This window comes from Flagellimonas pacifica (assembly GCF_900215465.1).
GTDB lineage: Bacteria > Bacteroidota > Bacteroidia > Flavobacteriales > Flavobacteriaceae > Flagellimonas > Flagellimonas pacifica.
The window spans coordinates 154,159-178,597 of the sequence record NZ_OBEH01000001.1; the positions used below are offsets into that span (position 1 = coordinate 154,159).

19 protein-coding genes are annotated in these 24,439 nt (G+C 38.3%); 14 read left to right on the plus strand and 5 right to left on the minus strand.

Going from position 1 to position 24,439, the window contains the following annotated elements; genetic code table 11:
- Nucleotides 1-34: 34 nt before the first annotated feature.
- The 6 genes from purH to rodA all read left to right on the plus strand — a co-directional run bounded on the left by purH (nucleotide 35) and on the right by rodA (nucleotide 7,228).
- A complete protein-coding gene (gene purH / locus CRO15_RS00670) occupies nucleotides 35-1,567 on the plus strand; it encodes a bifunctional phosphoribosylaminoimidazolecarboxamide formyltransferase/IMP cyclohydrolase (RefSeq protein ID WP_097043808.1) in 1,533 nt (510 codons plus the stop codon).
- A 55-nt stretch (nucleotides 1,568-1,622) separates the two neighbouring features.
- Complete coding sequence (locus tag CRO15_RS00675; protein WP_055396723.1) at nucleotides 1,623-2,651, plus strand: rod shape-determining protein; 1,029 nt, start codon at nucleotides 1,623-1,625, stop codon at nucleotides 2,649-2,651.
- 64 nt (nucleotides 2,652-2,715) lie between these two features.
- Entirely contained in the window at nucleotides 2,716-3,534 is an 819-nt protein-coding gene (gene mreC / locus CRO15_RS00680) for a rod shape-determining protein MreC (protein WP_097043809.1), read from the plus strand.
- Nucleotides 3,527-4,030: a rod shape-determining protein MreD gene (locus CRO15_RS00685; protein ID WP_097043810.1), complete on the plus strand. Its 504-nt coding sequence runs from the start codon at nucleotides 3,527-3,529 to the stop codon at nucleotides 4,028-4,030. Before mreC ends, CRO15_RS00685 begins: the two co-directional genes overlap by 8 nt.
- A 56-nt stretch (nucleotides 4,031-4,086) precedes the next feature.
- Nucleotides 4,087-5,955, plus strand: coding sequence for a peptidoglycan D,D-transpeptidase FtsI family protein (locus tag CRO15_RS00690; RefSeq protein WP_097043811.1), 1,869 nt, complete (start codon nucleotides 4,087-4,089; stop codon nucleotides 5,953-5,955).
- Nucleotides 5,945-7,228: a rod shape-determining protein RodA gene (gene rodA / locus CRO15_RS00695; protein ID WP_097043812.1), complete on the plus strand. Its 1,284-nt coding sequence runs from the start codon at nucleotides 5,945-5,947 to the stop codon at nucleotides 7,226-7,228. The genes CRO15_RS00690 and rodA overlap by 11 nt, the downstream gene beginning before the upstream one ends.
- Here the strand turns inward: rodA and CRO15_RS00700 are convergent.
- Nucleotides 7,225-8,025, minus strand: a complete 801-nt coding sequence (locus CRO15_RS00700; protein WP_097044794.1) for a DNA/RNA non-specific endonuclease — start codon at nucleotides 8,023-8,025, stop codon at nucleotides 7,225-7,227. The two genes, rodA and CRO15_RS00700, sit on opposite strands and share 4 nt — an antisense overlap.
- An 88-nt stretch (nucleotides 8,026-8,113) precedes the next feature.
- Nucleotides 8,114-10,315, minus strand: a complete 2,202-nt coding sequence (locus CRO15_RS00705; protein ID WP_097043813.1) for a carboxy terminal-processing peptidase — start codon at nucleotides 10,313-10,315, stop codon at nucleotides 8,114-8,116.
- 206 nt (nucleotides 10,316-10,521) lie between these two features.
- On the opposite strand from CRO15_RS00705, the gene surE reads away from it, so the two are divergent.
- The 5 genes from surE to CRO15_RS00730 are packed head-to-tail and all read left to right on the plus strand — an operon-like array spanning nucleotide 10,522 to nucleotide 15,302.
- On the plus strand, nucleotides 10,522-11,301 hold the full coding sequence (surE, locus tag CRO15_RS00710) for a 5'/3'-nucleotidase SurE (protein WP_097043814.1): 780 nt from the start codon (nucleotides 10,522-10,524) through the stop codon (nucleotides 11,299-11,301).
- Nucleotides 11,291-11,578, plus strand: a complete 288-nt coding sequence (locus CRO15_RS00715) for a hypothetical protein (RefSeq protein WP_097043815.1) — start codon at nucleotides 11,291-11,293, stop codon at nucleotides 11,576-11,578. The genes surE and CRO15_RS00715 overlap by 11 nt, the downstream gene beginning before the upstream one ends.
- 15 nt (nucleotides 11,579-11,593) lie before the next feature.
- The gene (lpxB, locus tag CRO15_RS00720; protein WP_097043816.1) at nucleotides 11,594-12,706 is read left to right on the plus strand and encodes a lipid-A-disaccharide synthase; all 1,113 of its coding nucleotides are present in this window, start codon (nucleotides 11,594-11,596) and stop codon (nucleotides 12,704-12,706) included.
- A 34-nt stretch (nucleotides 12,707-12,740) separates the two neighbouring features.
- Entirely contained in the window at nucleotides 12,741-13,283 is a 543-nt protein-coding gene (locus CRO15_RS00725) for a C40 family peptidase (protein ID WP_097043817.1), read from the plus strand.
- Between the two features lie 48 nt (nucleotides 13,284-13,331).
- Complete coding sequence (locus CRO15_RS00730) at nucleotides 13,332-15,302, plus strand: ComEC/Rec2 family competence protein (RefSeq protein WP_243396868.1); 1,971 nt, start codon at nucleotides 13,332-13,334, stop codon at nucleotides 15,300-15,302.
- Here CRO15_RS00730 and CRO15_RS00735 read toward each other — a convergent pair whose 3' ends face one another.
- Entirely contained in the window at nucleotides 15,303-16,835 is a 1,533-nt protein-coding gene (locus CRO15_RS00735) for a peptide MFS transporter (RefSeq protein WP_097043818.1), read from the minus strand. It lies immediately after the preceding gene.
- 16 nt (nucleotides 16,836-16,851) lie between these two features.
- A complete protein-coding gene (locus tag CRO15_RS00740) occupies nucleotides 16,852-19,011 on the minus strand; it encodes a S9 family peptidase (RefSeq protein WP_097043819.1) in 2,160 nt (719 codons plus the stop codon).
- Nucleotides 19,012-19,169: 158 nt separating this feature from the next.
- On the opposite strand from CRO15_RS00740, the gene CRO15_RS00745 reads away from it, so the two are divergent.
- Genes CRO15_RS00745 through bla form a run of 3 tightly spaced genes read left to right on the plus strand, consistent with a single transcriptional unit; the run spans nucleotide 19,170 to nucleotide 22,148 of the window.
- Entirely contained in the window at nucleotides 19,170-20,486 is a 1,317-nt protein-coding gene (locus CRO15_RS00745) for a hydroxymethylglutaryl-CoA reductase, degradative (protein ID WP_097043820.1), read from the plus strand.
- A complete protein-coding gene (locus tag CRO15_RS00750; RefSeq protein ID WP_097043821.1) occupies nucleotides 20,486-21,403 on the plus strand; it encodes a GYDIA family GHMP kinase in 918 nt (305 codons plus the stop codon). The genes CRO15_RS00745 and CRO15_RS00750 overlap by 1 nt, the downstream gene beginning before the upstream one ends.
- Nucleotides 21,404-21,416: 13 nt before the next feature.
- Entirely contained in the window at nucleotides 21,417-22,148 is a 732-nt protein-coding gene (bla, locus tag CRO15_RS00755) for a subclass B1 metallo-beta-lactamase (RefSeq protein WP_097044796.1), read from the plus strand.
- 55 nt (nucleotides 22,149-22,203) lie between these two features.
- On the opposite strand, the gene CRO15_RS00760 is transcribed toward bla, so the two are convergent.
- Nucleotides 22,204-24,324: a peptidylprolyl isomerase gene (locus tag CRO15_RS00760; RefSeq protein ID WP_097043822.1), complete on the minus strand. Its 2,121-nt coding sequence runs from the start codon at nucleotides 24,322-24,324 to the stop codon at nucleotides 22,204-22,206.
- Between the last annotated feature and the right edge of the window lie 115 nt (nucleotides 24,325-24,439).

Here is a 24,439-nt window from a genome sequence, read left to right on the forward strand (position 1 = left end):
TGTGTGCTTAATAATTTGATTTTTAAGACACAAAATGAGCACCACCAAAAAAGCTTCCGCAGCACTTATTTCCGTTTTCCATAAAGACGGTTTGGAACCCATCGTTAAAAAATTGGATGAACTTGGCGTAACCTTGTACTCCACAGGTGGAACCGAGAAATTTATCCGAGATTTAGGCATCAATGTTGTTCCTGTTGAAGACGTTACCAGTTATCCTTCCATTTTAGGAGGGCGTGTAAAAACACTTCACCCAAAGGTTTTTGGTGGAATTTTGAACAGACAGGACAATGATAGCGATGTGGCCCAGATGGAGGAATTTGAGATTCCACAATTGGATATTGTAATTGTTGACCTATACCCTTTTGAAAAAACAGTGACCAGTGGTGCTTCTGAACAAGATATTATTGAAAAAATAGATATTGGTGGTATCTCCTTGATCAGGGCAGCCGCCAAAAACTTCAAAGATGTGCTCTGTGTGTCGTCCATGGAAGATTATACGGACTTCTTGAATGTTATTTCCGAAGGAAATGGTTCAACAACTTTGGAAGATCGCAAACGTTTTGCCACCAAAGCATTTAACGTTTCTTCGCATTACGATTCTGCTATTTTCAATTATTTCAATGCAAAAGGCGGGGAAACTGCTTTGAAAATCAGTGAGCAAAACGGAAAAGTACTTCGATATGGTGAAAATCCGCATCAAAAAGGATATTTCTATGGTGATTTTGAAGCCATGTTCGCCAAATTACATGGTAAGGAGCTTTCATACAACAACCTTTTAGATGTAGATGCCGCGGTAAATCTTATGGGCGAGTTTAAGAACGACGACCCCACTTTTGCTATTCTAAAGCACAACAATGCCTGTGGATTGGCCACTAGAAGTACCATTAGACAAGCTTATGTTGATGCGTTGGCAGGAGATCCTGTCTCCGCTTTTGGAGGTATTTTAATCTCCAATGTTGAAATTGATACTCCAACTGCTGAAGAAATCCACAAATTGTTTTGTGAGGTAGTTATTGCCCCTTCCTATTCTGATGACGCTTTGGAAATATTAAAAGGTAAAAAGAACCGAATCATTCTAATTCAAAATGAGGTTGCATTACCAGAGACTTTGGTAAGAACATGTTTGAATGGTGTTTTGGTTCAGGACAAGGATTTCAAAACCGATACCGCAGAAGAACTGCAATCGGTAACAGACAAAAAGCCCACATCCGAAGAAATCGAAGATTTGATTTTTGCTTCCAAATTGTGTAAGCACACCAAGAGCAACACTATCGTTTTGGCTAAAAACAGACAACTTTGTGCCAGCGGAACAGGACAAACTTCACGCGTAGATGCATTAAACCAAGCCATCCATAAAGCAAGATCCTTTAATTTTGAATTGAAAGGCTCCGTAATGGCCAGTGATGCTTTCTTCCCATTCCCTGATTGTGTGGAGATTGCGGACAAAGCAGGAATAAAAAGTGTGATTCAACCCGGAGGTTCCATTAAAGATCAATTGAGCATCGATTATTGCAACGAAAACGGATTGGCAATGGTAATGACCGGGACTCGGCATTTTAAACATTAATTTTAGTACATTAGCCGATAAAATTTACCGTTAATCCGAAAAACCGACGCTTTTTATGGGATTTTTTGATTTCATGACCGAGGAGATTGCAATAGACCTTGGTACTGCAAACACCCTGATCATTCATTTAGATAAAGTCGTAGTTGATAGCCCATCCATTGTGGCCCGGGACAGAATCTCCGGAAAAATCATTGCAGTGGGAAGGGAAGCCAATATGATGCAAGGGAAAACCCATGAGAACATCAAGACTATCCGACCTTTGAAAGATGGAGTAATAGCAGACTTTGATGCTTCTGAAAAGATGATCAATATGTTCATCAAAAATATTCCGGCATTAAAGAAAAAATGGTTTCCTCCAGCTTTACGAATGGTCATTTGTATTCCTTCTGGGATTACTGAGGTGGAAATGCGTGCGGTTCGTGAATCAGCGGAAAGGGTAAATGGCAAGGAAGTATATTTGATTCATGAACCAATGGCCGCAGCCATTGGTATTGGGTTGGACATTATGCAACCCAAAGGAAACATGATTGTGGATATAGGTGGTGGAACCACGGAAATTGCAGTAATTGCACTAGGTGGTATTGTTTGTGATAAGTCGGTGAAAATTGCTGGTGATGTGTTTACCAATGATATTATTTATTACATGCGTACCCAGCACAACCTTTATGTGGGAGAGAGTACTGCTGAAGCCATAAAAATTGAGATTGGCTCTGCAACTGAGGATTTAAAATCCCCACCGGATGATAAATCAATCCAAGGAAGGGATCTTTTAACCGGAAAACCTAAACAAGTTCAAGTTTCTTATCGTGAAATTGCCAAAGCACTTGACAAAAGTATTTTGAGAGTAGAAGATGCTGTTATGGAAACTTTATCACAAACTCCACCTGAGCTTGCAGCAGATATTTATAACACAGGTATTTACCTTGCTGGCGGTGGATCTATGTTAAGAGGATTAGACAGAAGACTCTCACAAAAAACAGATTTGCCAGTATATATTGCAGAAGATCCATTAAGGGCAGTTGTGCGTGGTACAGGTATTGCGCTTAAAAATTTGGAGCGATATAAAAGTATATTGATAAAATAATTCGGTTACCGAAACCGTTTGGGGCCATTTGAAAGTTTGCGAACTTTCCTAATGATACGATTGCATGCAGCGCATCATCAATTTTGTTTTAAGGAATAGAAATACTTTTCTCTATAGTTTTCTAATGCTCATTTCTTTGAGTTTGACCGTTAGATCACATTCTTACCATCAATCCAAGTTTTTTAACTCCTCCAAATGGCTAACAGGAAATGTTTATGGAGTTGCAGCAAATGTTTCGTCCTATTTTGGACTTAGAGAAGAAAATGAAAGACTTGTTCAGGAAAACGAACGGCTTAGATTGCTGCTTTTTAATGCCAAAGAAATAACTGCCCAACAATTAGATTCTGCATTTACAACCAACTATGAAGTCTTTAGTGCCAACCTCATAAAAAACAGTTTTTCTTCCCCAAGAAACTATCTTACCATAGATAAGGGAGAAAATCAACAGGTAGAACAAGACATGGGCGTAATTACAACAAAAGGAATTTTAGGCATTGTTGAAAATGCATCTTCCAATTTTGCAACGGTACAAAGTGTTTTGAACACAAAATCAAATATCAACGCCAAAATCAAAAACACCAACTATTTTGGTTCCTTAATTTGGGATGCCCAAGACTACAATGTGGTACAACTTATTGATATCCCTAGATTGGTTCCACTTGTTGTTGGGGATACCATAGTTACCGGTGCTATGTCCAGTATTTTTCCAGAAAACATTCCAATTGGGGTCATTAAAAGATACGACCTCAACACATCCCGAAGTTTTTACAATATTGATGTTGAACTCTTCAATGATATGTCCAATGTGAAGAATGTGTATTTAATCAAAAATAAAAGTAGGAACGAGATAAAAGAGTTAGAAGAAAGGACAGCGAATGAATAATGCCATTTTCATAAACAGCTTACGTTTTGTACTGCTTGTTCTTACCCAAGTACTGATTTTCAATACCCTTAATTTTCTTGGCTTTATAAATCCCTTGATCTATGTTATATTCTTTTATTGGTACCCATTAAAAAGCAATAGGGCAATATTTATGCTTACCTCATTTTTTTTAGGGTTTATTATTGACATTTTCTCGGATACCCTTGCCCTACATTCCATAGCTGCCCTAACAGTTGCTTATGCCAGACCGGTAATCATGAGGTTTTGTTTTGGGGTTAACTACGAATTCCAAAACTTTAGCTTTAAAAATACCACAAAAGTACAGCGGGTTACTTTTTTAGCGCTTTTGGTTCTACTTCACCAAGTAATTTTCTTTTCATTTGAAGCTTTAAGTTTTTCCCATTTCCTATTAATTTTAAAAAAGGTTTTTGCCACAGGTATTGTAACTTTGGTATTATGTACTCTCTTTAGTTCGCTTTTTAGTCCGCAAAGCTAATAAATTTGGTGCTGTTTCGTTAAAACATAGAGCTCGGGCCAGCAAATTAGTTGTCTATGAAAAAACTGTTGTTATCTTCCATTATCGTTATCATTGGATTTACATTCATTGGAAGACTTTCCTATTTACAACTATTTCGTTTTTCCCCTGATCAAATTTTAGAAGATCCTGCCATCAAAAAGATATATGATTATCCAGAAAGAGGTTACGTCTATGATCGTAATGGCGAGTTAATGGTGGGCAACCAACCTGCATATGATGTCATGGTTATTCCACGTGAAGCAAAACCTCTTGATACCCTTGAGTTTTGTAAGCTTTTAAAGATTGACAAAGCGCATTTTATCAGCCAGATGAGAAAGGCTAGAAGATATTCACCTAGGCTCCCCTCGGTACTGGTACCTCAACTGTCCAAAGAGGATTACGCTGGACTTCAGGAAAAAATGCGTCATTTTGAAGGATTTTATATTCAGAAAAGATCGCTGAGATATTATAATACCAATAGTGCGGCAAATGTATTGGGATACATCAGTGAAGTAAATGAACATGATCTGCAAAACAATCCCTATTATGTAGCAGGTGAACTGAAAGGACATACAGGTATTGAAAAGCAATATGAAGAACTTCTAAGAGGAAGGAAAGGGGTAAAACACATTCAAAAAGATCGTTTTAACAGGGATATTGGGCCTTACAAGGATGGTAAATTGGACACCCTACCTGAGCAAGGAAAAGAAATTCATATTACTTTGGACAAAACACTCCAAGAGTATGGAGAACGCTTAATGCATGGAAAAAGGGGTGGTATTGTGGCCATTGAACCCAAATCAGGGGAAATTCTAGCCATGATCTCAGGGCCCACTTATGACCCCGCTTTATTAGTAGGCCGGGAACGATCAAAAAATTACAGTAAGCTACATTATGACACAATTTCCAAGCCCACCTGGGATCGTTCTATTTTGGCACAACCTTCGCCAGGATCGCCTTTTAAAACTTTAAATGCCCTTGTTGCCCTTCAAGAAGGAGTAATTGATCCAAGCACAAAGTTTAGATGTTATAATGGTTTTTATGTGGGAAGCACTAAGAGAGGTTGTCATTGTGGTGGTGGAGTTCGGGATATGAATTCTGGTATTTATCAATCTTGTAATGCCTATTTTGCTGGAACTTTCAGGAAAATATATGGAAAGTACCCAACCACTGACGAAGGGATGGATGTTTGGGAAAAGCATATGAAAAGTTTTGGATTAGGTGGGTATTTAGGCACTGACCTACCTACTGGCAGCCCTGGCAGAATTCCAAGCAAGGCATATTATGACCGGGCATATGGAGATAATAGATGGGCATCTTCCTTTATCATTTCCAATTCTATTGGCCAAGGAGAAGTAGCAGCCACCCCCTTACAATTGGCAAATATGACCGCAGCAATTGCCAATCGCGGTTATTTTTACACTCCTCATATTCTAAAAAATATTGGCAACACTGGAGCGATAGACCCAAAATTTACAGAACCGCGTTATACAACCATAGATAGGGAACATTTTGAGCCTGTAATTAAAGGTATGGAGAATGTCTACAAATACGGTACAGGAAGGTGGGTACAAATTCCAGGAATTAACATTGCAGGAAAAACAGGGACCGTTGAGAACTTTGTGAGAATAGACGGAGAGCGCATGCAGCTCACTGATCATTCTGTTTTTGTGGCATTTGCCCCTATAGAAAACCCAAAAATAGCACTGGCCGTTTATATTGAGAACGGGTATTATGGTTCTCGTTATGCAGGTCATATAGCTTCATTACTTATTGAAAAATACGTTAAAGGGGAGATTACAAGAAAGGACTTGGAAAAACGGATGCTTGAAAAAACATTGGAACATGAATATGCAAAACCATACAGTGGTGAACCTTTCAAGATAAATGAGTATGTCTGGTAGAGGTCTTTTTGGAAGAATAGACTGGCTTACTATTTTTCTTTATGCTTTTTTGGTTTTCATAGGGTGGCTCAATATTTATTCCACTACTCTTAGTAATCCCGATGTTTCAATTTTGGACTTTTCTACCCTTTATGGGAAACAGCTTTTTTTTATTGGGCTAGCCTTTGTGGGCATAATCCTTGTACTTTCTATAGAGTCAAGTTTTTTTGAGCGCTTTGCCTCTATTTTTTACATAGCTGCTATAGTTTTATTGATTGGGCTTTTCCTTTTTGGAAAGACCGTAGCTGGTGCAACTTCTTGGTATGATTTAGGTTTTTTTAATTTTCAACCCTCTGAACTTGCCAAAGTTGCCACGGCGCTTGCATTGGCCAAGTATTTAAGTGACATCCAAACAGATATCAAAAACCGAAAGCATCAGTCCTATGCCTTACTTATTATTCTGTTGCCAGCCATTTTGATACTCCCTCAACCAGATCCCGGAAGTTCCTTAATCTATTTCTCGCTGTTCTTTGTGTTGTTTAGAGAAGGGTTTCCTCTATATTATTTGGGAGTTTTAGTTGTAATTGTGGTCCTTTTTGCCACTACCCTAATGTTTGGAACGGTTTGGATAGGGATTGGACTGGGAGTTCTCATAGTTCTGATTTTCACTTTTAAGCGGAAATCAGTTAAAATCCCAATACTACCCCTAATTGTTGCCATTGTGACCTCCATGTTATTTTCATTATCCGTAGGCTTTGTGTATGATAACGTTTTTGAACAACGTCATCGTAATCGTTTCGCCCTTTGGCTACGACTTGAGAAGGATGAAAAAAAATTGGAAGAAATTAGAAAGACCATTGGTTATAATACCTATCAATCTGAAAAAGCTATAGAATCTGGAGGTTTTTTTGGTAAAGGTTTTTTGGAGGGAACACGTACCAAAGGGGATTTTGTGCCAGAACAACACTCTGATTATATTTTTAGTTCTGTGGGGGAAGAATGGGGGTTTTTGGGTACCGTTGCAGTCATCTTAATCTTTTCCGTTTTCTTTTTACGTTTGATTTTCATCGCAGAACGTCAAAAAAATGATTTTAGCAGAATGTATGGTTATGGTGTTATTTCCATATTGTTCATACACTACTTTGTAAACATTGGAATGGTCATAGGCCTTTTGCCAACTATTGGTATACCTTTACCTTTTTTTAGCTATGGTGGATCTAGCCTCATTTTCTTCACAATGCTCCTTTTCATTTTCTTAAAACTGGATTCCAATAGGTTGAAAGATGGAATCTAAAATTTCCAACCAGAAGCATTCACAGTTTCCTCTACTTTTTTCTGCCAGCTTTCCGATTGATTTCTAAAAAAGTTAATTCCCGTTCTTTTTTCCACTTCATCAACAGTGACCAAAAAACTTTGTAAAGGAGCTTTACTTTCCTTATTCGGAATCAAAAAGGCGAGAACATCAACAGAATCTTTATTTTTACGAAACACCACCTTATAAAATGTATTGGGAACATCTACGCCCTCCTCACCAATCTCTACCAGCCCATTTTGCAACACTCCTCCAGTAACGATTATTAAATCACCGTGTTTTTTGCACCAATAACGCACCCGTTGTTCCAATCTATTCCATACGCCAGCGTTAAACTCCCGGTCTTGTGGACTTATGTTACTGGTATAAAAGGTTTCATTGTAGGCATACTTGGAAAATCGCCTATCCCCAGCAGGACAAAGATGCCCTCTATCGTATCCTGAACTTTTGTAATTTCTCCAATCGGCAGATTTGGTTTTCACTTTAGGATCTTCAATAAAATACGGACGTTTTCTATCATCATGGGTCAGATGGCTCTTTTTAAGTTCGTATGCAACCCATTCGGCCTGCTCATGAGGCTCGCTATAGGAAAGCATTAAATGTTGGTGCCGAACAATATCCCCTGTTGTTGAGCTGGGCAAAAACTCTGATGCAATTATTGTAGTACTTTCATTGGTATTGGGGTCAGTATAAGTTGCCGGGGTATAAAAATTCTCGAATACCCAAAAACCCACCACGCAGACAACAAAAAGTAGGGTATAAATAGTTTTGTTCTTCATTTCAAGTTTTGAGCACAAAGCTAACCATCCTTTTAAAACAAAAAAGCCGCCCATTCTCATGGTCGGCCTTTTATCCTGTAAGATGTTTTTATCCCTTTACACTAGCCAGTTTTCTTTCGCTGTGCTTGATATTGTTCAATTGTAGATCCCGCAATACATTAACGGCTTCTTCTACATAAATATCCTTTGCAAGGTTCTTATGCCATCTATTTCTTTTCTCACGCAAAACAGAATCTTTGGTAAACAGTTCTGTTTCATATTTTAAGGACTCGAAAGTTAATTTAGAATCGTACTCTCTAAGTCTTTTAAAATATTCTGAGCGCTTTTTATCTTTCTCAGTCTTGTTCTTATAGATATCGTAGTTTAACGAAACTATTACATCATCTTGCTGTTCTTTCAACCATTTGGCATTTTCCTCTATTAATTTGATTTGTGCATTATTGGTCATACGCTTTTTGCTATTGGCCACAGCCACCTCAAAATCAATATAGCCATCCCATATTTTATAATCGGCAGGGGTAATTTTATCCCAGCCCAATGGATTTTCCTGGTCTCTTTCTCCAAGATCTATATAACTATATCTATCTGGTACAACTATATCACTCTTTACGCCTTCCAATTGTGTAGAACCTCCATTGATTCTATAGAACTTTTGGGTTGTTAGTTTTATAGCACCCAAATCACCATGTTCATTACTTCTTACAATATTGTCCAAAGGAATCACATTCTGAACCGTTCCTTTTCCAAAGGTCTGCTTGCTTCCAATAACAACAGCTCTTTTATAGTCTTGCATGGCAGCGGCCAAAATTTCCGATGCTGATGCCGAAAGTTCATTTACCAAAATGACCAATGGACCATCCCATTGAATGCGCTCGTCCTTATCTTCATGCACTTCTTTTCTTTGTCCTGAAGATCGCACCTGTACAATTGGTCCGTCCTTAATGAACAATCCTGCCATTTCCACAACGGTTTTCAACGAGCCTCCTCCATTATCTCGAAGATCAAGGACAATACCCTCAACGCCTTCTTGTTTTAGGCGTTCTACCTCTTTGGCCACATCTGTAGCCGCATTCCGTTCAGTATAATCTTCAAAATCTACATAGAATTTGGGCAGATTGATCAATCCGTATTTGTTCTCATCTTTTTTGACAGTAGCTGATTTTGCAAAAGATTCTTCCAATTGCACCACATCACGGGTTATGGAAATCACATCAATTGTTCCATCCACTCTTCTAACCGTTAAGTCCACTATCGTTCCTTTTGGACCTTTTATCAACTTAATGGCATCATCCAGGCGCATTCCCACAATATCGGTAGGCTCTTCTCCTTCTTGGCCTACTTTTAGAATTTCGTCACCAACTTCCAAACTCTGCTCTCTCCATACCGGACCACCTGAAATAATCTCAACAATCCTAGCCCCTTCTGGTTTTTTCTGTAAACGGGCTCCAATACCTTCAAACTTACCCGACATTCCAATATCAAATTTTTCTTTGTCATCTGGAGCAAAGTAAAATGTATGGGGGTCAAATTCATCAACAATGGTGTTTATGTATTGTACAAACCAATCTTTCCGCTCAAAATCATCAATAAAATCAAAAAACTCATCCAAAGTGTTTTTGGTATTCTCCCTAGATGCTATCTCAATTTCCTTTACGGTTACATCCTTTAGAACTCCATTGACATTCTCCAGTTTCAGATTTACACTGGTTGAGGCAATGTCTCCTCCTTCTCCTACCGCGGCACCAGTTGAGCTTTCAACCAGTTTGTTGTTGATTTTATTATCAAAAACACCAAGGGTGTTGTATTTAAGTTGCTTCCTCCAACGTTCTTTGAGTTGTTTCTTATTGGATGCATATTCCTGGTCTTTATAATCTATGTTGATGTCCTCCGGAATAGTATAGTCAAAAGGTTCAGAAAGAACTTCTTTATAAACTTCTTTAGCTTCATCCATACGTTTCATTAAACGTTGGTAGACAATATTAAAAAAAGTAATGTCCGTGTTTTTAATCTCATCATCAATCTGAAATCTGTACTTTTCAAACTCTCTGACATCACTTGCCAAAAAGTATCTTTTTGTAGGATCTAGGATATCTATAAAGTCATCAAAAACATTTGAAGAAAAGTTGTCATTTAAATCTTTCGGTTCGTAATGCCCTCTTTCAAGCACATAGGTTATCAAATCCAAAAGCAACTTATCCTTGTCATCATTCTCAAAAGATTTATTGGTAAAGCTGCAGGAGGCCACTGCAACAAGAATTACCAAAAGTGCCAAGGTGAAATTCTTTTTCATAAATTATGGTATTAATTGGGAGCGAAATTATTTGACCATCTCATTGTCAAATCAGCATTACGTCATCCTCCGTTTCTATTCATACGAATTCCCTAAGATACAGAAAAAACCGTGCCAGTCTGGTACGGTGCTTTTAATTTTTTGTTAAACGACCAGGGCTTCATATCCTTATGAAAAACGTATTTTTACCCTATTAATTATACAAAATGAAAAAACCCCTTATTCTGGTTACCAATGACGATGGTATAACTGCTCCTGGTCTTAGGGTTTTAATACGGGTTATGAAGGAGATCGGAGAAGTAATTGTTGTAGCCCCGGACAGTCCACAATCTGGTATGGGACATGCCATTACCATTGACAATACACTTTATTCAAAACAAGTGGTTATCGATAAGGAGGAGGGTGCCCCAAGGGAATATAGTTGCAGCGGAACCCCGGCAGATTGTGTAAAATTGGCATTGCAGGAAATATTGGATAGAAAACCAGACATCTGCGTAAGCGGCATCAACCATGGATCCAACTCTTCTATAAATGTAATATATTCTGGCACCATGAGTGCTGCCATTGAGGCAGGTATAGAAGGAATTCCGGCAATTGGTTTTTCCCTTTGTGATTACTCTTGGGAAGCAAATTTTAACCATACCGCCCATTCCATAAAAAAAATAGTCAGTGAGGCTCTTGCACATGGAATACCTAAAGGAACAGTGCTTAATGTAAATATTCCCAAAACTGATACAGAACCGAAGGGTATAAAGATTTGTAGGCAAGCTAGAGCCAATTGGAAAGAGAAATTCGATAAGCGCATTAGTCCAACTGGCAAAGATTATTATTGGTTAACTGGCGAATTTGAACTTTTGGACAAGGGTGAGGACACCGACGAATGGGCGCTAGCGCAAGGGTATGTTTCCGTAGTTCCCACCCAATTTGACCTTACCGCTCATCATGCAATTCCACAAGTAAATAATTGGAGCTTAAATGAAAAATAGAAAGGAAGTTTTAATAGGTTTTGCTGTGGGAATCATAGCAAATACCTTTGGTACGTTACTATACATTTTGGGTTTTTCCGACTTAAGCATTATTGAGACCTTCAATGCAGCAGTTTCGCAAGGTCACGTAGGAAGTTTGTTGGCATTGGGCGCTATCCTAAATTTAGTCGCCTTTTTTGCATTCCTGCGCTTAAAAAGGGACTATAGGGCCAGAGGGGTAATGATAGCTACATTATTGACCGCTTTGGTTATTTTATATTATAAGATTTTTAGTTGAGCTTGAACTTTTTTGATGAAGTACTACATTATAGCCGGTGAAGCCTCAGGAGACCTACATGGATCCAATTTGATAAAGGCCTTGAAGCAACAGGATTCAGAAGCCCAGATTAGGTGTTGGGGTGGGGATTTAATGCGAAAAGCTGGCGGGGATTTGGCCAAACATTACAAAGAAATGGCTTTTATGGGCTTTTTGGAGGTCATCAAAAATATCCCAACCATTTTCAAGAACATTTCCTTTTGCAAAGAAGACATCCAAGGGTTCAATCCTGATCTTATTGTTTTTATCGATTTCTCTGGGTTCAATCTTCGCATAGCAAAATGGGCCAAGAAAAATGGCTTCAAAACCAACTACTACATCTCTCCACAAATATGGGCCTCGCGTGAGGGTAGAATTGAAAAGATAAAGCGGGATATCGACAATATGTACGTCATTCTACCTTTTGAAAAGGATTTTTATGAAAAGAAGCACAACTATCCCGTTCACTTTGTAGGTCATCCACTTATTGATGCTGTGGAAAATACAGAAATTGTTGATGAAGCTACGTTTAGGCAGGAAAACAACCTTCATCTGCAAAAACCCATTATTGCGCTTTTACCTGGGAGTAGAAAGCAAGAGGTGCAAAAAATGTTGACCGTAATGTTATCCGTGAGTTCCGATTTCTCTGAATACCAATTTGTGATTGCTGGAGCACCTAGTTTGTCAGATGGGTTTTATAATTCTTTTTTATCAGCGAACAAAGTGGGATTTGTGTCCAATCAGACCTATTCCTTACTCAAACATTCACATGCTGCTTTGGTAACCAGTGGAACAGCCACTTTGGAGACGGCCCTTTTTGAAATCCCTCAAGTGGTGTGCTATAAAGGCAATTGGATTTCTTACCAAATTGCAAAGCGGATAATTACATTGGACTATATTTCGCTGGTCAATTTAATAATGAACAAAGAAGTGGTTAAGGAATTGATTCAAAATGAATTAACTACAAAAAACCTAAAACAAGAGCTTTCAAAAATTGTAGAAGGCAAGGAACGAGATCGCATATTGTCCGACTACAAATCATTAAAAGAAAAATTGGGCGGAAATGGCGCAAGTCAATTAGCAGCCAAATTAATCATCGAAAATGCTTAATTTATACGCCAAGAGTAAAAAAAACTATTCTTGAATGTTAAAAAAGTCCCTCTATTTTCTTTGCCTACTTTTAGTTTTTGGATGTGGTTCATCTAAAAAAAGAACCTACAGCAAAACCAGAACCGTCTCTGTGGAAGGGTCCACTGAAGAAACTACGCTACCAAAAAAATCCAAAAAGGAAGAAAGAAAAAACTCCAAGGCCAATGCCATAGTTTCAACAGCATTGACCTTTAGCGGTACCCGCTACAAATTTGGCGGGATCACCAAAAAAGGAATGGATTGCTCTGGATTAATATTTATTTCCTTAAAAGAGAACGATATTAGTTTTCCAAGAGTTTCCTATCAAATGGCAGAGCAAGGGAAACGAATAAAACTGACCCAAATAGAAAAAGGCGACCTCCTTTTCTTCAAAACCAGCAAACGTGGTAAACGCATTAATCATGTTGGGTTGGTTGTTGATGTAAAGGGCGTCGATGTAAAATTTATACACTCCACAACCTCAAGGGGTGTAATTGTCTCTTCCTTACGGGAAGGGTATTGGAACCATGCGTTTGTAAAAGCAATGCGATTCTTATAGTTAGTGAGATTTTTTGATTTTGTGTCCATACGACTGACCTTGTGTCTTGTGGCAGGTATTATTTTGGGGGTTTATCTCGAAATCGGCCCACATATTCCCTTTTATATAGCCATAGGGCTACTTCCCTTTTTGTATTGGTTCAATAAACGACAAACCCGGAAAGGGTTTCCTTATTTTGAACTAACCACTATCCTGTTGACCTTTTTATTGGGTTTTTTTATCATCAATCTATCTCAATCAAAATATTTGGATCATCATTATTCTCGAACCGATTTAAAAACCCAAAAAATATGGAAAATCAAGGTCAAGGAAATCCTCAAATCCAATCCTTTTAGCCAACGTTATGTAGCCGAGGTACTTTCTTTGGAAAAGAAACATGCATCTGGAAACATACTATTGAACATCCCAACTGATTCAACTTCCAAAAAGCTAAGGGTAGATGATGAACTTTTTCTGTTTGCCAAGGTTAAAGCCATCAATCCTCCCTTAAATCCCCATCAATTCAATTACAAAGGCTTTCTACAAAAGCAAGGCATTTATCATCAGATAGGAATCAGTTCAAATCAAATAACAGCCAAGAAAAATTCGTCAAAAACCATATTTGGAGTTGCCTCAAACTTTAGGGAGGACATCATTTTAAAATTGAAGACCAAAGATTTTGACAAGGATGTGTTAGGTGTAATCCAGGCTTTGTTATTGGGTCAACGTGACAATATTTCCGAAAACACTTATAACAGCTATAAAGATGCCGGAGCTATCCATATTTTGGCAGTTTCAGGGCTTCATGTTGGGATACTATTGTTGCTTTTCCAATTTCTGCTCACTCCACTTGAACGATTACCTAAAGGCAAAACCATAAAGTTAATTTGTGTAGTGTTCTTATTATGGAGCTATGCTTTTATTGCCGGACTTTCCCCTTCCATTGTTCGAGCGGTGACCATGTTCACTTTTGTGGCCTATGCCATGCATTTGAACCGACCAACCAACTCCTTTAACATAGTTGCACTCTCCATGTTCTTTATTTTATTGATGAAACCACTTTTTCTTTTTCAGGTTGGCTTTCAAATGAGTTATGCCGCTGTGCTTGCCATTGTTTGGATTTATCCAAAACTCCAACGATTTTGGTTTCCAAATAATATTTTAATCCGAAAAACTTGGCAATTACTTTCCGTTAGTTTGGCTGCGCAGCTGGGAGTACTTCCCATTAGCCTGTATTACTTTCACCAATTTCCGGTACTGTTCTTCATCTCCAACCTTTTAGTAATTCCTTTTTTAGGGCTTATTCTAGGCATCGGAATCTTGGTAATTGGGTTATCTATAATGAATTTTTTACCCAACTTTTTGGTTAAAAGTTACAACGCCATCATAAAAATGATGAATTCAGTAATTTCTTGGGTGGCCCAACAAGAAGGTTTTGTGATTAGGGATATTCCTTTTGATTCGTTTCAGTTACTTGTTGGATATATCGCTATTATCACAATGGTGCTGTTTCTTTCCAAGGCAAAAAAGAAAAACATTTTAATGTTTTTAACAGCTATCATTATTTTACAAACCTGGGGCATTTGGAGTCAATTCAGGCTTAAACAAAAGGAAACCTTGATCCTAGCACATCAAAACAGAAACACTATATTACTTCATCAAAAAGGTTATGTTTTAAAAGTTTATGAAGCGAATAGCTTGAACAATCGCATTGTAAAAGATTACTCCGTGGCAGAACATATACGGTCCATTTCGCACAATCCATTGCAGCACAATTTTCATCTCAATGGGAAAAGCTTGTATATCATGGATAGTTTGGCAATTTACCCGCCAACAAAACCAGTTGATTTTCTCTTGTTGACCCAATCCTCAAAACTTAATTTGGAACGGTTAATTGATTCCATTCAGCCTAAAATAATCCTAGCTGATGGCAGCAACTACAAATCTTATATTACCAGATGGGAACAAACCTGCCTCAAAAAAGAAATCCCCTTTCACAATACTGGTGAAAAGGGATTTTATATTTTTGATTTGGACTGATCAATGAACGTTGCCCATTAACTTTTTCATGAGTGGACCAAAAACCAATACCACTATTCCCGCTACCAAAGAGTATTTGGCAATAAGACTAAAACCGTCCAGATAAACGTTCAAGGTGTCAAAACCACCCACATTACTATCTGTGCTTTCTATTGCCAATTGTTTGGAAATAAACCCAACAATTTGAAAGGCATAGGCCGATGATAAAAACCAGACCCCCATCATAAAAGCCACAATGCGTTTAGGTGATAAATCGGTTATTTTGGAGAGCCCAACTGGAGACATAAATAATTCTCCAACCGAAATCAAGAAATACAATGCCAATAAATAGGAAAATGGCACCATTCCGTTTTCATCCGCACTTGCCCCACTGAGAGACACTACATAGAAAGCCAAACCGGCCAATACCAGTCCCATTCCAAACTTATATGGTGTCCTTGGGTTAAGTTTGTTTCTTGCCAATTTTGTCCACATTATAGAAATTGGAATGGAAAGGATAACAATAAATATAGAGTTAAGAGCATTGGTCTGACTTGCATTGATCAACGAAAGGTTTACGTTTCTTGCCGCAAAAAGTGTAATGACACTTCCATGCAACTCATGAAATCCCCAAAAAATTGTCATGAAAAAGGTAATCAACACAGCCATTAAGAGTTTCTTTCGCTCATCAGGTTTGGATTTAATCATTATGGTTCCCATATACACAACCACAGCAATTCCAATGAGATAAAATAGTAAATTGACAACATTGGTGTCCGCAAAAGCGGTTCCCTCTCCTCCCAAAGATTTATAGGAATACAATAAAAACGCAATTAATGGGGCAGATAAAAAAGCAAGAATTGGAATCAAATGTTTTTGAGGAACACCCATTATCTTTCTCTCATACACCTCCATACTAGGTGGTTTACCCCCTTCTCCAAAGACATTCTTTTTAATCCCGCTCCAAAAGAAAAGTAGTCCTGCCAACATTCCTATGCCCGCCAAGCCAAAACCATAGTGCCAACCGTAGGTTGCCCCAAGCCATCCACAAAGTAAAGGAGCAATAGCACCTCCTATGTTTATTCCCATATAAAATATGGTAAATCCAGAATCTTTTCGGGTATCTCCATCTTTGTATAAGGTCCCCACAAAGGTTGAAATGTTGGGTTTAAAAAATCCATTTCCAACAATGATAAATGCTAAGGCCAAAAAGAAAGCAGTGTTATTCTCAATGGCTAACACAAAATGTCCCAAGGCCATTAAAACTCCTCCTAAAAAAATGGAGGAACGCATTCCTAAAATAGAGTCAGAAATTTTACCTCCAATTACGGTTGAAGCATATACTAAAGACCCATAAGACGCATAAACCGCTGCTGCTGCGTAATCCCGTGTTGACAAGGCCTCGAAAATAACATTGACCATGTACAACGTGAGCAATGCGCGCATTCCGTAGAAGCTGAAACGCTCCCATAGTTCTGCAAAAAACAGGTAAAAAAGGCCTTGCGGATGACCGAAGAGTTGCTTCTCATCGGACGGTTTTACAATATCTGACATAAATTATGGTATTTGGTTACAAATTATCTTTAACAAAGTTGGTCATCTTGGTAAATAGATGAAGTCTTGTGTTTCCGCCATAAATCCCGTGATTTTTATCAGGATAAATAGCCCATTCAAATTGCTTGTTAGCCTGTACCAAGGCCTCAATCATACGCATAGAATTCTGCACATGCACATTGTCATCTCCAGAGCCATGCACCAATAAATATTTCCCTTTCAAAAGTTCAGGGTAGTTAAATGGAGATTCATTATCGTATCCTTCAGGATTTTCCTGTGGGGTGCGCATAAACCGTTCTGTATAAATGGTGTCGTAAAAACGCCATGAGGTCACCGGTGCCACAGCAATCGCCATTTCAAAAGTGTCATTCCCTTTTAAAAGGCAATTCGTACTCATATGCCCTCCGTAGCTCCATCCCCATATACCTGTTCTGTTTTCATCAATGTATGGGAGTTTGCTTAGCTTTTTGGCCGCTGCTATCTGGTCTTCGGTCTCATATTTAACCAAATTTAAATATGTCACTTTTTTAAAGTCACGTCCCTTGTAACCCGTGCCACGCCCATCAACACAGGCCACAATATAACCTTCAGAAACTAACATTTGATGCCAGTAATCATTGGACCCAAACCATCTGTTTGCAACTTGTTGCGACCCCGGACCGCTATATTGAAACATTAAAAGAGGGTATTTCTTGTTTTCATCAAAATCCGACGGTTTTATGATATACATATTTAAGTCGTTACCATTAATGGATATGGTAGAAAATTCCTTAGGACTCAACTCATATTCTTCCAACTGATTATCTAAAACAGAATTATCCTTGATATTTTTAAGCTTCTGTCCATCTGATGCTTTGTGCAGGGTAAACTCATAAGGAGTTGTTGCACTGGAAAATGTATTGATGAAATAAGTGTAATCTGCACTGAAGTCAGCTGAATTTGTTCCTGTTTTAGAGGTCAACCGTTTTTTCTTTTTCCCATTGGTCCCAATGCTGTACACATCCCTATTGATAGATCCATTCTCCGTAGATTGGTAATAAATCTTGTTTGCCTTTGCATTATAACCATAATAACTGGTTACTTCCCATTCACCTTTGGTGATTTGGTTTTTTAATTTACCATCGTTATTATAAAGGTAGATGTGGTTATAACCATCCATCTCACTGGTCCAAATAAAGCTATCGTCGGCCAAAAAGGTCAAATCATCAGTTATATCAACATAGGCTTCATCCTTTTCTTCCATTAAAATAGATGATGAATTATCCAAAGCATTTACCGAGTGTAGCTTCAAATGGTTTTGATGTCGGTTTAGCGTCTGAACACTCAAATGATTTGGATTGTTCATCCATTTGATTCGGGGAATGTAGTATGCATTTCCCAAGTTCACATTAGATGTGCTTGCAGAAGCCACATCATACATATGCAAGGAAACCTCTGCATTCTCTTCCCCAGCCTTTGGATATTTAAATTCGTATTGGAAGGGATATAGGTTTTCTCCAAAAACATCCATTGAAAAATGGGGCACGTTTGTTTCATCAAACCGAAGGAAAGCAATTTTGGTTCCGTTACTGTTCCAATCAAAAGCTCGCACAAAGGCAAATTCCTCTTCATACACCCAGTCCGTCACTCCATTTATAATGGTGCCTTTACTTCCGTCTGCGGTAATTTGTTTGGTGTTTCCTGAAGCAATATCCAAAACATAGATATTGTTTTCTCGAACATAAGCTACTTTAGAACCATCCGGAGACAACAAAGGTTCCTGAATTTTGTCATCAGAAACCTTTGTAATTTTTTTGGTGGCAACATCATACACATAATATACACCCAGACGCGAATGTCTAAATATGGCCTCAATTTCCGTAGCCAGTATTATTTTTGATTCATCATCGCTAAACGTATACGAGCTAAAAAAGGGAATTACGTCTGATGAAGCAACTATTGTTTCTACCTTTTCCAAGGATTTATAGTCATACTTATCCAAACTGCTGGTTCGTGGCGAACGATTGAAATTTAGGATAGTGTACTGTTTTCCATTTTTCATGGAACGGAGCACATCCATATATTCCGTTCTAAACTCACCACCCCAAATATCTTCGAGGGTGATTTTTTTCTTTTGAGCTGTTGATAGGGTTAAAAATCCGAAAGTAATCAGGAACAGAAGAAACTGTTTTCTCATTGATGTTGTGAATTAATTAAAAACTGTCAAGTTTACTAATATTTATTCAAAAAATAAACTTTGATATTGCATTTGTGATAATATCCCATCCAAAGTCCAAAGTGTCAAAAAATCAAAACAAGCATTATCCGTATATTTGAATCCTTTAACCACGCACTATGAACACTCCTGTTGAAGGATTTTCGAAGCTTTCCAAAGCTGAAAAAATAGATTGGATCGCAACCCATTTTACCAAGAATCCAGAAAAATCCATGCAGTTATTGCAACAATATTGGAATACTGATGCTGAAGTTCAAAAGCTTCATGATGAGTTTATAGAGAATACCGTTTCCAATTACTATTTGCCCTTTGCTATTGCCCCCAACTTTTTAATCAATGGCACTCTTCATGCCATCCCAATGGCAATAGAAGAAAGTTCGGTGGTAGCCGCTGCCAGCAAGGCCGCTAAATTTTGGCTGAACCGTGGTGGTTTCCAAACCAAAATAATTGGTACGGAAAAAGTTGGTCAGGTGCATTTCATCTTTAATGGGGATTTTAATAAACTGAAAGATTTTTTCGGCAATATCAAACCAGATTTCTTTTCTGACTCCTCTTCCATTACCCAAAATATGCAAAAACGGGGAGGTGGCATCAAAAATATTGAGCTCAGGGATTTGAGTGACAAGGTTGATAATTACTATCAATTGCATTGCACTTTTGAGACATTGGATGCCATGGGTGCCAACTTCATCAACTCCTGTTTAGAACAATTTGCCAAGACCTTAAAGCAAAAGGCCAGTTCCAATCCTGATTTCACCCCAGAGGAAAAAGAAATTGAAGTGGTCATGAGCATCCTTTCCAACTATGTTCCCAATTGTTTGGTAAGGGCAGAGGTAAGTTGCCCGGTTGAAACACTTAATGAGGATGATATGCTTCCAGAAGAATTTGCAAAGAAAATTGTGCGGGCCGTTGAAATTGCCAAAGTTGAACCCTACCGTGCCGTAACGCACAATAAAGGAATTATGAACGGGATTGATTCGGTAATTTTGGCAACAGGAAATGATTTTAGGGCCGTAGAAGCAGGGATTCATGCCTTTGCCGCTAAAGATGGCAGCTATTCCAGTTTAACACACACCAGTATAGAAAATGGCATCTTTAAGTTTTGGATTGAAGTTCCCATGGCTCTGGGCACGGTGGGAGGATTGACTTCCCTTCATCCTTTGGTAAGGTTGGCTTTGGAAATTCTTCAAAACCCAACAGCCAAGGAACTGATGCAAATTGTGGCAGTAGCCGGATTGGCCCAAAATTTTGCCGCCCTTCGCTCATTGGTAACCACCGGTATCCAAAAAGGACATATGAAAATGCATTTATTGAATATGCTCAATCAAATGGGAGCTTCTGAAAGTGAGAAAAAACAATTGGTGCACTACTTTAAAAATCAAACTGTGACCAATTCCTCTGTCAAAGAAGCTTTGCAAAAGATTCAATCCCAATAATGCGAAAAGAATTCCATAGTAACGGAAAATTACTGCTCTCTGGAGAGTATGCTATCTTGGAAGGTGCCCAAGGACTTGCAATTCCAACCCAATATGGGCAATCTTTAACCATCAAACCAACCAATTCAAAATTATTGGAATGGACAAGCTTAGATGAAAAGCAAAATGTATGGTTTGAAGGAACCTACACCTTGGATTCCCTAAAGGGGATATCCATATCTGACAATGCCATTTCCTCTACTTTAATACTTCTACTTAAGGAAGCTAAATCTCAAAATCCCGGCTTTTTAAATGACCATAACGGAATTAAAGTTGAGACTAATCTCAGTTTTCCAAGAGATTGGGGACTGGGCACATCATCTACTTTAATCAATAACATTGCTCAATGGGCAAATATAGATGCGTACCAACTTTTATGGAATGCCTTTGGAGGCAGTGGTTATGACATTGCCTGCTCCAGACACAACTCCCCAATCTTGTACCAAATAGTTGATGGAACACCCAAAGTAGAAGAAGTAAATTTTAATCCTCCATTCAAAGATTCTATTCATTTTGTGTATTTAAATCAAAAACAGAGCAGTAAGGAAGCTATAGCGGCCTTTAGAGAACGAGATTTTAATAAAAATCAATTGATTTTAGATATCTCGGATGTGACAAAAGGCATGGTCGATGCCCAGACCTTGACAGATTTTGAGTCTATGATGACGAAGCATGAAGAGGTTTTATCCAAAATATTGGGATTACCCCCTATAAAAAGTAAATTTTTCAAGGATTACCCTGGAGCAATTAAAAGTTTAGGGGCATGGGGAGGTGATTTTATAATGGCAACTGGAAAACAGAATGCTTTAGACTATTTTAGTGACAAAGGGTTCAATACTATTTTCTCTTTTTCAGAAATGATTCTCCAAAATGCTTGATGATACAAACTATATGAAAATATTAAAAATCTGTTCATTTATTGTTCTTACTATACTTGGTTGTAAAACTGAAAAAAAGAACATCAATTATAAAAGTGAAAACCTAACCGTTCAACAACTCACTGAGAATTCATTTGTACACGTTTCCTATTTAGAGACCGAAAGCTTTGGTAGAGTAGCATGTAATGGAATGGTGGTGGCTAACAATGGAGAGGCCATCATATTTGATACCCCTTCCAATAATGAAGTTTCTGCGGATTTAATCAACTGGGTAAAAAAAGAATTGAATTGCACAGTAAAAGCAGTGGTAGCCACTCATTTTCATGTAGACTGTATTGGTGGATTGGAAACATTTCACAACAACGATATTCTTTCATATGCCAACGATAGAACTATTGAATTGGTTAAAGAAACGAATGGCATAGTGCCAAAAAATGGCTTTTCCAATTCCATGGAACTTCATTTTGGAAGTGAAAAAGTAATCTTGGATTATCTTGGAGAAGGCCATACAAGTGACAACATCATTGGTTATTTCTCCAAAGACAGGATTATGTTTGGTGGTTGCTTGCTTAAATCGATTGGGGCAGGAAAAGGAAATTTAGAAGATGCCAATATTGGTGAATGGTCAAATACTGTGGCTAAAGTAAAATCCCAATATCCTGAAGCTACTGTTGTGATTCCTGGCCATGGAAAAACTGGTGGCAGAGAACTGCTTGATTTCACCATTGAACTTTTTAAAAATTAACAATTAAAAAAGCCTCCTTTAAAGGAGGCTTTTAAATATATTCAGACGTAGTTTCTTAGTAAAAAGTAGCACGTTTATCCTCAATCTCAGCTCCTTCTTTTAAAGCATTGTATACAGCGCTGTTCACTTGGTTTGCTGCATTGCTTTTTAGTGTATTGGCATAGGTGCTGTAATTGTCCATATCCGGAGCAGCCTCTTTTTTGGTCACCTTAACCATAAACACACCTGTCTCCCCTTCAATAAGTGTAGATGTAGCATCCTGAGCCAAAGCAAAAGCGGTTCCTACAACCAAAGGCTCTCTTCCTGCTCCGGGAATTGTTGGAGATTTCATGGTTAAAGATGAAGCATTGGACACGGCAACATTGTTGTCCTTTGCCAAAGCATCCATAGCCTTTCCTTTATTCCCGTTCATAATCTGCTCTGCCTTACGCTCTTTTCTAATTTTTGGCAATGCAGTTGCCGAAGCATCTTCTGTTGACATTAGCCCTTCTTTGTACTTTTTGGTCAACTGTACTACAGCATATCCGTTGTTAATACTGAACCTTTTGATATCACCTACTTTGGTTTCATCATTAAAGGCCCACTGAACAACACCACGTTGCGCCGTTAATCCTGGAAGGTTCTCATCCATTTCCTTGATTTTGTTCACAGGTCTAACAATATAAGTGCTTTCCTTGGCAATGTCTCCAAAAGCATCAGGTTCTGCATCCGTAGCTGACATTTCAAACTTTGTGGCGTCTGTAAACAATGTATTGATTGTTTCTTCAGATGGCTCTATCTCTCTTGAAAGCGTTGCTACTTGAACAACGTCCTGCTTATCATCAACCTTTATCACGTGGAAGCCAAACTGTGTTTCTATCAAGTCAATGGTTCCAACTTCATTTCCAAAACAGAAATCATTGAACTCATCTGCCATTACTCCTTCTTGGAAATACCCCAAATCACCACCTCGTGGTGCAGACGGTCCATCAGAGTTGTCTCTTGCCAGAGTTGTGAATACCGCTCCTTCTTTTTTAGCTTCAGCCAAAATCTCTTTTGCTTTTGCCTCGGCTTCTTCTTTTGTTCTTGTTATGCTAGGGTTAGCTCTCTCTGCACCTTGCCAGGTAAACAATATATGACTGGCTTTAACGGTACCATTGACTTTCTTGTCCATCATTTTGGAAACCTTAAAGAAATCTCCATCTCGGTAAGGACCATAAATCCCTCCTATTTGTAATGCCAATAGACTATCTGCCGCTACTGTTGGTAAATCATTCTTAGCTTTAAATATGGTATCAAATTTACTATCCGAGTTTCTGTCCAAGAAAGCTACCATGTCTTTGGTATTTCTAAAACCCAAAATGGTATCATTGGCATCTCTTTCTTGTGAATATTCCACAGAATCATCAAGCAATGCCGTAATGGCATCTTCTAGGGTTTTTTCATCTTCAGCCGAGGCTTTTTCCTCAAAAAACACAAAACGGATATCCCTTGCTTTTTCTTGTTTAAAATCATCTTCATGCTTACTTATGTAGGCTTGGATATCGGTTTTAGAAACTTGAATGGTACTATCCGCAATTGAAGTGTAAGGCACTCTTACGTATTGGATATCTACTTTTTCATTGGCCATCATATAATCGAACTTCCCCTCCGACAATGTTGCTCCAACACCACCTTTGATCAAGTTAAAGTACAAACGTTCTTTGGCTGATTGAATAATTCTTGTTTCATCTTGCAACCAAGCATCATATCTTAAAGGATCGTTGGCTTTCCAATCGGCAATGGCACTTTTAAAGACCGCTTCATTAAAAATTCCGTTTTCATCTTGAAAATCTGGAATTTGAGCGTATCCTGATGTTTTTACAAATTCTATAATTTGATCACTCTCCACATCTATACCTAAATCTTCAAACTGTTGTTCCAAGATGGTCTTTCTAACTTCCCTATCAAAAACAGTGTTCACCAATTGTGTTGACGAAAAGCTTGGGCCATATTGTCTAGAAGCATTTTCCACTTCCCTTCTAAAATCGTCAATGGAAACACTCTCTCCATTAATTTCCGCTACTGCCGAACCTACTTTTCCACCTCCAAGATCATTACTGGTGAAGATTCCAGATATTACGAATGCGAACAATGCCATACCTATGATCAAAATTAGTACGGTTGTTCGTTTTCTAATATTCTCTAATATTGCCATTTTGCTTCTTGTTTTCCGTGAACTCTTTTAAACTCTTCCAAATTGGTTGAAAAATTCCTGTTTCGCCACTATACATCGTCTTTTCCTTATTCCTTAGCCCTGCTGTGCAATGCGA